This window comes from Bradyrhizobium sp. MI1.10 (assembly GCF_055811035.1).
In genome coordinates, this window is the sequence record NZ_JBVVPN010000097.1 from 1 (window position 1) to 9,864 (window position 9,864).

A 9,864-nucleotide genomic window follows, 5' to 3' on the forward strand; every position below is an offset into this window, starting at 1 on the left:
GCCCCCCCCGGGTGCGCGGCCCCCCCCCCACCCCCCATGGGGGGGGCGCAACTTTTTTGGGGACGTACTTCGCTTAGTCCTGCGGCGTCTGCCGCGACCAGGGCACGCGCGCGGCAGTGAAATCGCGCCATGTGCTTTGCAGGGCGGGCTGCACCCCGACCGACGCGCGCGCCTGCCAGCCGGCGATCGCCGCCGCGGCAATGGCACCCTCCGGCCCGGCACCAAGCCTGTCGAGCAACGATGCCGTCACCACCATGTCGTTGAAGGCGCCGAGCTGCTCCTGCAAGCCGGCGAGCCTGCGCGCGAATTTTCGCGCGGATTTGCGGTCTGCGAACAGCGGCAGCAGAAACTCGCTGAGATAGCGCAGCCGCTTGGTCGCGAGCCGCACGCGGTGCAGACCTTCGGCGGGAAGCGACTTGAAGCGGCGGCCGCGCCTGAGCACCTTCGCATATTGCTCCGACAGAATGCGCTGCGCGAAGTCGACGGCGGGGTCGGCGAGCTGGCCGAGATCCTGCGCGGCGATGTCGTTGCGCCAGCCCCGCGTCTCGATCCACCCGCCGAGGCTGATCAGGAACATCGCGCAGCGGCGATCGTCGAGCGCATCGTGCGCCTTGCGATAGGCATCCGACTGGCGTTCGGCCGCAACCTGGCCCAGCGCGTCAAAGCCCGCGACCGACGGACAGGCTGTTGCGATCGTCGGCAAAGTATCGAGCCGGAACACATCCCAGTCGCGCGCGGCGGACAAATCCTGCGCCAGCCATCTGGCTTCGGTTCGCAGCGTGTCGACGTTGCTCGACACGCCCGCCGAATGCATCAGATCCAGCACCGACCGCAGCCGGCGCAGCGAGACGCGCAACTGATGGATTCCTTCCGGATTGCGGCCGTCCTCGGCAGCCGGCAGCGACTGAAGCAGATGGAGGAAGCAGGAGCGCAGGATCGTGGCGAAGGCCTCGTCGAGCGTGACCGACGCATCGAGACGAAGTTTTCGCGGACGTCGAGCCGAGGGCGGCTTGTCGGCGGCAAGATCGAACCCCCGTGCCGATTTGGTGCGGATCGACGGCTTTACGTCACCGTGCTCCGCGAGCCGCAGCGCGATCTCGTAGATCGCGCCGGCGCTGCCGCTCTTGAGCTCCAGCTCGATCTCGTTCACCGGCAGTGAACGGTCGCCGGCCGTCAACTCACCCCGGTCGAAGGCGATCTCGACCGCGCCTGACGGCAGCTCGATCAGCCGCGCATGGCGATGGACATCGGCGGTGAAGACCGCTTCGAGCGGCTGCGCTTCCAGGTGGCCGCGAAGCTTCTCAGGAATGAAGGGCATTGCCAAAGCGAGGTCGGGCGCAAGCGAAGGCACGCTCGCCTCCCACTCGCCACGGCGGAGTGGATCGTCCACCGCATCGGTCTTCACGGTTTGAACGAACCGCGCACCGCTCTGACGAACGCGCAGGCTCAAGCCGTTGCGCCGAAGTGTCCGCTCCGGCGTGTCGTAATAGACGGACTTGAGATGTTTGCGCGTGCCCTTGTTGCGCGCGTTCGTCGCGATCACGGGCGCAGCGTTGAAATGCGCCATGCGATCGGCATCGACGAGAAGCTTGAGTTCGATCTCACCGGCACCATGCGCGGCAGCACTCGACCGGAGTGGTTCCGTTGCCGGTTCCGCGTCTTGCGATGGCGTCTGATCGATCACAGCGCCCTCGACGATCACAGGTTCCGCGGCGGGTTCGCGTTGCCTGAGGAAGCCGGCGACGGCTTGCGTTCTCTTGTTGTCCTTCGCAACAGGACTCCCATCCCGCGCGCTCGGATGCTTGCGGACCGGCGTTGCGTCTGACTTCAGCATTTGAGGTAACATGACAGTTCAATGACAGAGCGACAGCGTATAGCCGCTGCCGCCCGCGAGGAATAGTCACCTTACGTCGCAGTACCCCACCGTCCACACGAGGCCGCGAGCGGCTTGACCACAGGAACTAAATTGCCGCCGGGCGCAGCAAGCGATCGAATTGACTGCGAATTCCGCTCTACTCGAAACCGAGATGAACGCGTCAGCGAGCTTGACTCATGCCAGCCTTCCCGCAATCGGTGGCGATGGCGTCGAGCGCGCTGCCCTGTCCCTCCGGGTTGCTTCATCGGCTACCGGCACGGCAATCACAAGGAGCTGCCATGACGTCGTTCCGTCCCGTCATCGCGTTGTCCAGGGGCCTCGAAGTCTTGCGGGTGATCAACCAGGAACGTCAGTCGACCGTCGGCTCGCTGCACAAGGCGACGGGGCTCAACAAGGCGACGATCGTCCGCATGCTCGAGACGCTGGAGCATGAAGGTTATGTGGTGCGCCGTACCGAACCGGCCAGCTACGCGCCGACGGGACGCGCGCTGCTGCTCAGCGCAGGCTATGACGAACCGACCTGGATTGGCGGCATCGCCGAACCCATCCTGAACAAATTCCGCAAGCAGATCCATTGGCCGTCAGACATCGCGGTGCTCGATCAGGAATCCATGGTCATCGCCCACACAACGCGCGTGGATGGATCGCTGCTGTTCAGCCGCCCGCCGGGTTTTCGCTTTCCCGTCCTCGGCACCTCGATGGGACGGGCCTATCTCGCCTTCTGCGAGCCTGCCGAGCAGGAGCGCATTGCCGCGCGGCTTGCCCTCGGTCCCGAGCCCTGGAACGATCTGGCGCGCAATCCCGACAAGCTCACCAAGGCGCTGCGCACGATCCGCAAAGCCGGGTTCGCGGTGATGGACGACAGCTACAGCCGCAGTGTCTTCGGCGGCGCAGTCTGGGCGCTTGGCGTTCCCGTCGCGCTTCAGAACCGGCTGTTCGGCAGCATGAACGTGATGATGCTCCGCGAAGCGGTCAGTCCGGAGGAAGGCATACGCCGCTTCGTACCTCCGATGAAGAAGGTCGCTTCCGCACTTGCCGAGGCGCTCGGCGCCAAGCTTGCTGCGCCAGGCTCTCCTGCAGGCCGGCCGTGACCATTTCACACAGTGAAACGATATTTTGATTTCTTGACCCTCCTCCTTGCCCATGTGACACCTCGTTGCGGCGGCTGCCGGCTGCCCAATGACACACGGAAAAGGGGAGGCCGAAGTGCGGACATCCGCGAGAATTTGGGCTGCCGCGATTGCATGCCTGACGCTGGCCGCTTCTGAAACGGCTTGGGCCGAAGCCTGGCCGACCCGGGCAATCAAGATCGTCGTCTCCACACCGGCAGGCGGCATCACCGATGCCTTCGCCCGCGCCTATGGCGACTACATCTCGCAGAAGCTTGGCCAGCCGGTCATTGTCGAAAACAAGACCGGAGCCAGCGGCGCGCTGGCGGCACAGTCGGTGAAGGATTCCCCGGCCGACGGTTACACGCTGATGTACACGATCTCGTCCACCCTGCTCGGTAACCGGCTGCTGCTGAAATCGCTGGCCTATGATCCGGACAAGGATTTCACGATCGTCGCGGTGACGCCTTCGGGGCATCTGCCGTTGGTGGTCCATTCCGCCACCAATGCAAAGACGATCGAAGAGTTCGTCGCGTACGCACGTAGCAACAAGGTCACGGCTGGCTCGTACGGGATCGGCTCGTTCGCGCACATTGCGATCGCCGAGCTCAACCGACAATTCGGTCTCGACATTTCCATCGTGCATTATCGCGGCGAAGCGCCGATGTGGCAGGATCTTGCCGCCGGGGTGATCCAGGCGGCGGTCGGAAGCTATCAGGCCGCGCTGCCGGTGCTCGATACCGGCATCGGCCGCCCAATTGCCGTGCCGACACCGGTGCGCATGAAGAAGCTGCCCGAGACCAAGACATTTGCCGAGCAAGGGGTCACCGGCAATGTCTTCCAGCTCATCAGCTTTACCGCGCTGGTGGCGCCTGCTGCGATGCCTGCAGACCGGATCGACATGCTCGCCAAGCTGATGGTCGAAGGCGGCAAGACGGAGCGCGTGCAGAAGCTGCTCGATGCCTTCGGCGTCGACCAGCCGGCCATGGATCGCGCCTCCTCGATTGCGCTTTACGAAAAAGAAGGGCCGATCTGGCTCGAGTCGATCAAGACTCTCGGATTGGAGCCGCAATAGATTCGGGGCGGCTCCTCACTGCGCGAGACTGTTCTTGTAAATCCTGCCGCCCTTCATGATCAGCACAAAGTTCTTGGCGGGATCCTTGACCAGGGCGATGTCTTCGAGCGGATTGCCGTCGACGAGCAGGAGATCGGCCAGCGCGCCCTCCTCGACCACACCGAGCTTTCCGGGATAGGGATTGCGCAGGCCCGACAAGCCCAGCAATTCGGCATTGGTCGATGTCGCCATGGTCAGCGCCTCGGCCGGCGTATACCAGCGCGTCAGCGCGGCCAGCATCGCGCCCTGCTTGTCCGCCAGCGCCTGCGAGAACAGGACGTCGGTCCCGAACGCTGTCTTGATGCCGTACTTTTTCGCCAGCGCGTAGACGCGGTCGGTGCCGGCAACCACCTGCCGCATCTTGTCCTGCTCCGCTGGTCCCAGCGCGGCGGCGCCGGAGATATCCAGGAATGGCTGCGTGCTCAACCAGATCCCCTTTTCCGCCATCAGCCGTGCACTCGCCTCGTCAATGAGGTGGGCATGCTCGATGCATCTCACGCCGGCCGCGATCGAGCGCTGGATCGCGACCGGCGTGTAAGCGTGGGTAGCGACATAGGTGCCCCAATTGTCGGCGGCCTCAACGGCGGCGCGCAGCTCGGGCTCGGTGAAGGTGGAGACGTCAAGTGGGCTGAACGGCGACGCGACACCGCCGCCCGCCGTGAGCTTGACCTGCGAAGCCCCCTGCATCAGCTGTTCGCGCGCCCGCACGCGGACTTCGTCGGGACTGTCGGCGACCATGCTGCCGCCAATCCGCTCCATGCGGCTGAGCATGCCGCCGATCGTTCGCGGCAGATCGGCAAGCTGGCGGAAGTCGCCATGGCCGGCAGTAATGGTGATCATGGCGCCGGAGGGATAGATGCGTGGACCCGCAACGAGGTCCTCGTCGATGGCCTGCTTCAATCCGAACGAAGGTCCTCCCATGTCACGCACGGTGGTGAAGCCGCGCATCAGCGTGGCCGCTGCCTCAGTGGCAGCGAGCAGATTGTTGTAGCCGACGTCACCTGCAAGCACGGCCATCGGGGTCGGCCGTACCAGCATCGCGTGCCAATGCGCGTCGATCAGCCCCGGCATCAGCACGCGGCCGCCGCCGTCGATCACCTTGGCTTCTGCCGTGATGTCCGTGGCCGAGATCTTCTCGATCGTCTTGTTCCTGACGAGAACATTGGATGAGGCAGAGAGCGCGCCGTTCTTTCCGTCGAATATCCGCACGCTGCGGAACAGAACGGCGGAGTCCTGCTGGGCCATCGCAGGCGACGGGCTGAAGATGCTCATCGTCCCCAACGTCAGCAGAACGGCAGCTCTCGCGAGTCCAGCCCGCGAACCCAAACCCCGCATCTTCGCTCTCCGCATCCGGTGCGCGCGCTAGGCAGCGGCAGCTGCAGGCCGCCATGCAAGGCTCAGCCATCCGATGCCGTGGGACAACAGGTCAATGCCGAGCAGCAATCCCAGGACCCAGAGCCCCGTGAGCGGAAAGCCGGTGAGGATGATGAGACCTCGCCGGCGCCTAGACCTGTCCGCTGGTTCCGACGACGCAGACCCCGAACAGCTCGCTCGGAACGCGGGCGAGCGCAGGGTAGACCTGCGAGTTTGTTCCGTCGCGATTGATTGAAACCGCCGCTGCGCCTCGTTCACCAGCGCTTGCACAATCTCGGGAGCGGGCAAGTGGCCGGTCGAAACGTAGGCGGTCTCTCGTTCGTCAGCCAGAGCTCGCGCCATGGCAGCACTCCGCAGAACGGATTCACCTGATGTCGGCTCCGTTCTAGAACTCGACGCTCACGCTTCAGTTGATTCCCATCATCGCCGCGAGTCAATTTACAACCATAAGGCGATTTTGCATTTCAGCCATACGACTCTATGAGACATGGATGACTGCACAAAACGCCGGGAATTTTCGGCACGTGTGTAAGCGCTACTGTCGCGCTTGCATCGAACTCAAATCAAAAGAGCGAAGAGCAACTCTCAACGCGAGATTGCAATACCCGTGCGCTGGAATACGATCGGCCACGGGCTACGCGAGAGGGTCATGGGCGAAGGGAGACGCGAGGACAGCCCTACATCAAGTGAACGAGGCGCAACATGGTAGCACAAACGAGTGACGGATATGTCCTGCTGGTCAAGAAGCTCGGCGGGCTCTTCGCAATCATCCTCGGATGCCTGCTGACCGCGGTCGGTGTAACCTTCGAATCCGGCGGCACGACTTTCTTCGGCGTTCTCTTCCTGGTTCTTGGCGCAGGTTTGCTGGTGCTGAAGATAGTCAGGCGAAACGAAGGATCTCCGTCGCCATAAGCCGCCGGCGCAGCTTGCTCACGCGCCCAGCACGTCCGCGAGCCGCAACTCGTCGGCTGGATCCTTCAGGAACAGCTCGGCCTCGATCTCGTTCAGATGCGACAACATCTGCGCGCGCGCGGCTTCCCTGTCGCATTTGCGAATCGCAGCGACGATGCCGGCGTGATGATCGGTGCCGCAGGCCGGCGTGTCGTGCCGGCGGTAGAGCAGGATGATGAGCGACGAGCGCGCGATCAGCTCCTTGAGAAAACCGAGATAGATGCTGTGGCCACTCATCTCGGCGACGAGTCGATGGAAATCGCCGGAGAGGCGGACCGAAGCACGCGCATCGCCACGCAGCTCCGCCTCGCGTTCCTCGGCAAGATGCCGCTGGAGACGCCCGATCCAGGCCGGCGACACAGCGTCAACGGCGTGGTCGACGATCGTCGGCTCGATCAGGCGGCGCGCCTCGAACACTTCGCGGGCGTCCGCAGGCGTCGGCCGCGCGACGAAGGCGCCGCGGTTCTTCTCGATGTTGACGATGCCCTCATGCGCGAGCTGTTGAAGCGCGGTGCGAACCAGCGTTCGGCTCGCGCCGTAGATCTCGCCGATCTCATCCTCGCCGAGTTTCGTGCCGGGCAGCAGGCGATGCTCGAGGATCGCCGCGGTCACGCCTTCCCGGATGCGGCTGACGCGATCGCTCGCATCTGGCGCGTCGGATTTCGGTCGGGACTTGGCGGCCATGGGGGTGAGGACTCGATCGTCGAAGATGGCGTCGAATCCTAATCGACCAGCTGTATCCAATCACAGGCGAAACTTTATACAATCCGCGCCTGTTTTGTGTGCACGCAGCTGCGAAGGCAACGAGCCGCCCACGCCGAGGGATTCGATCTAACGATCTGACTCCGCTGCACTGTTTTGGAATTCGGCCGGCCGAGAACGATTCAAGCGCGATTGGCATGGACCTTGCGGAGAGAGGCGCAGCATCGCCCTCGCCCCGGACACGCCATGGCCACTCCCGCCGCCCTCGAACTGGTCGCCGTCACCAAGCGCTACGACACGACGCTGGCGGTCGACACCGTCAATTTGAAGATCCCGGCCGGCACCTATTGCTGCCTGCTCGGCCCCTCCGGCTGCGGCAAAACCTCGACCTTGCGCATGATCGCCGGCCACGAGGCCGTCAGTGAGGGCGACATCATCCTGGGCCCGCAGAACGTCACCGATCTCGAACCCGCCAAGCGCGGTACGGCGATGATGTTCCAGTCCTACGCGCTGTTTCCACACCTCACCGTGATCGACAACGTGGCGTTTGCCCTGAAAATGCGCGGCATCGACCGGGCGACGCGGCACAAGCGCGCCGGCGAGCTGCTCGAGCTGGTGGCGATGACGCCCTACGCGGCCCGCCTCCCCGCACAGCTCTCCGGCGGCCAGCAGCAGCGCGTCGCGCTGGCCCGCGCGCTGATCACCGAGCCGCAGATCCTGTTACTCGACGAGCCGCTCTCGGCGCTCGACCCATTCCTGCGGGTCAGGATGCGCGGCGAACTGAAGCGGCTGCAGCGCGAGCTCGGCATCAGCTTCGTTCAGGTCACGCACGGCCAGGAAGAGGCGATGGCGCTGGCCGACCACATCGTCGTGATGAACCAGGGCAGGATCGAGCAGCAGGGAAGCGCCCGCGACATCTTCCATCATCCCCGCACCGAATTCGTGGCGCGCTTCATCGGCGGCCACAACGTCCTCAGCGACGCAGGCAAACTCATCGCCGTGCGCGCCGATCAGCTCGGCATCGTGCCGATCGCCGACGGCGTGGTCGGCGCGCCGGCGCTGCTGACCCAGACCGAGTACCAGGGCTCCTACATCGCCGTCTCGCTCACGCTCGAAGACGGGACCGCCCTGTTCTCCCACCTTCCCGAGGCCGCCTTCGACGTCCACCAGTTCCGGCCGGGCGATCGCGTGCTGGCCACCTGGGATCCCGCCAAGGCGCAACGTCTGCAATAGCGCCGATCAATCACCGGAATGCGCAACAGAGGAGTCAGTGATATGACCGAAACGACCAGGAAGAAGGGCCTTAGCCGCCGCACGCTACTGAAGAGCACCGCGGGTCTCGCCGGCCTTGCCGCCGGCTCCGGCGCCATCACCGGATTTCCCTACGTCATGTCGGCCGAGCCGAAGGTGCTGCGCTATCTCGGCACCGCGGTTAACGAGGGCGACGAGATCTCCAAGCAGTGCCTGAAGGACACCGGCATCAAGATCGAATACATCACCGCGACCACCGACGACGTCACCAAGCGCGTGATGACCCAGCCGAACTCCTTCGACGTGCTCGACACCGAATATTTCGCGCTGAAGAAGATCGTGCCGTCGGGCAACATCCTTGCCCTCGATGCCAGGAAGATCAAGGAATTCGACAACATCACGCCCGTCTTCACCAAGGGCGTCACTCCCGGCGGCAAGAAGATCGGCGGCCAGGGCACCGCGCCCTGGAAGGTGCTCTATCTCGAAGGCAAGGACTCCAAGAAGTTCGCGACCTCGGCAACCGAGTTCGTCACGCTCATCCCGACCGTCTACAACGCCGACACGCTCGGTATCCGCCCTGATATCATCAAGCGTCCGATCAGCTCGTGGGCCGAGCTGCTCAATCCCGAGTTCAAGGGCAAAGCCTCGATCCTCAACATCCCCTCGATCGGCATCATGGATGCCGCGATGGTCGTGGAAGCCACCGGCAAGTACAAATATGCCGACAAGGGCAACATGACCAAGGAAGAGATCGATCTTACGATGAAGGTGATGACCGAAGCCAAGAAGGCCGGTCAGTTCCGCGCCTTCTGGAAAGACTTCAACGAGAGCGTCAACCTGATGGCCTCGGGCGAGACCGTCATCCAGTCGATGTGGTCGCCGGCGGTGACGAAGGTCCGCTCGATGGGGATTGCCTGCACCTTCCAGCCGCTCAAGGAAGGCTATCGCTCCTGGGCGTCCGGCTTCTGCGTCTCCAAGGGCGTCTCGGGTGCGAAGCTCGAATGGGCCTACGAGTTCGTCAACTGGTTCCTTTCCGGCTATGCTGGCGCTTATCTCAACCGCCAGGGCTACTACTCCGCCGTGCTCTCCACCGCGAAGGCGCATATGGAGCCGTACGAGTGGGCCTACTGGATGGAAGGCAAGGCGGCAGAGAAGGACATCAAGGCGCCCGACGGCTCGCTGCTCGAGAAGGCCGGCGCCGTGCGCGACGGCGGCTCCTACGAGGACCGCATGGGCGGCGTCGCGTGCTGGAACGCCGTGATGGACGAGAACGACTACATGGTGCGCAAGTGGAACGAGTTCATCGCAGCGTAATCTGATGGACACGTCGGAGGACATTTTGCAACAGGCATCCCCGGACCTGGTCCGGGGATCGGAGACGGGGGGGGGGGGGCGCGGGCCCCCCCCCCCCCCCCCCCCCCCGCGCCCCCCCGCGGGCGGGGGGGGGCCGGCGCGGGGGGGTGGCCCGCGGGGGCGGCCTCGCGGGC

At 64.3% G+C, this 9,864-nt stretch carries 8 protein-coding genes; 5 read left to right on the top strand and 3 right to left on the bottom strand.

The annotated features are described in order from the left end of the window. Nucleotides 1–73: 73 nt before the first annotated feature. Nucleotides 74–1,834 carry a CYTH and CHAD domain-containing protein gene (locus AC0L3K_RS39770; RefSeq protein ID WP_219683841.1) on the bottom strand — a complete coding sequence of 587 codons (1,761 nt, stop codon included), beginning with the start codon at nucleotides 1,832–1,834 and terminating at the stop codon, nucleotides 74–76. A 320-nt stretch (nucleotides 1,835–2,154) separates the two neighbouring features. Between AC0L3K_RS39770 and AC0L3K_RS39775 the strand changes: the two genes are divergently transcribed. Continuing rightward, nucleotides 2,155–2,967, top strand: a complete 813-nt coding sequence (locus tag AC0L3K_RS39775; protein ID WP_219683842.1) for a helix-turn-helix domain-containing protein — start codon at nucleotides 2,155–2,157, stop codon at nucleotides 2,965–2,967. Between the two features lie 115 nt (nucleotides 2,968–3,082). After that, nucleotides 3,083–4,060, top strand: coding sequence for a Bug family tripartite tricarboxylate transporter substrate binding protein (locus tag AC0L3K_RS39780; RefSeq protein WP_219683843.1), 978 nt, complete (start codon nucleotides 3,083–3,085; stop codon nucleotides 4,058–4,060). A 15-nt stretch (nucleotides 4,061–4,075) separates the two neighbouring features. Here AC0L3K_RS39780 and AC0L3K_RS39785 read toward each other — a convergent pair whose 3' ends face one another. Next, nucleotides 4,076–5,371, bottom strand: a complete 1,296-nt coding sequence (locus AC0L3K_RS39785; RefSeq protein WP_246649203.1) for a metal-dependent hydrolase family protein — start codon at nucleotides 5,369–5,371, stop codon at nucleotides 4,076–4,078. Between the two features lie 804 nt (nucleotides 5,372–6,175). Here AC0L3K_RS39785 and AC0L3K_RS39790 point away from each other — a divergent pair. Beyond that, nucleotides 6,176–6,385 carry a hypothetical protein gene (locus AC0L3K_RS39790; protein ID WP_007602565.1) on the top strand — a complete coding sequence of 70 codons (210 nt, stop codon included), beginning with the start codon at nucleotides 6,176–6,178 and terminating at the stop codon, nucleotides 6,383–6,385. Nucleotides 6,386–6,403: 18 nt separating this feature from the next. Here the strand turns inward: AC0L3K_RS39790 and AC0L3K_RS39795 are convergent, their stop codons facing one another. Then, complete coding sequence (locus tag AC0L3K_RS39795) at nucleotides 6,404–7,108, bottom strand: GntR family transcriptional regulator (protein ID WP_219683845.1); 705 nt, start codon at nucleotides 7,106–7,108, stop codon at nucleotides 6,404–6,406. A 264-nt stretch (nucleotides 7,109–7,372) separates the two neighbouring features. Here AC0L3K_RS39795 and AC0L3K_RS39800 point away from each other — a divergent pair, with 264 nt between their 5' ends. Next, on the top strand, nucleotides 7,373–8,359 hold the full coding sequence (locus AC0L3K_RS39800; RefSeq protein ID WP_219683846.1) for an ABC transporter ATP-binding protein: 987 nt from the start codon (nucleotides 7,373–7,375) through the stop codon (nucleotides 8,357–8,359). A gap of 42 nt (nucleotides 8,360–8,401) precedes the next feature. Continuing rightward, nucleotides 8,402–9,691, top strand: a complete 1,290-nt coding sequence (locus AC0L3K_RS39805) for an ABC transporter substrate-binding protein (RefSeq protein WP_007602563.1) — start codon at nucleotides 8,402–8,404, stop codon at nucleotides 9,689–9,691. Nucleotides 9,692–9,864: the final 173 nt, after the last annotated feature.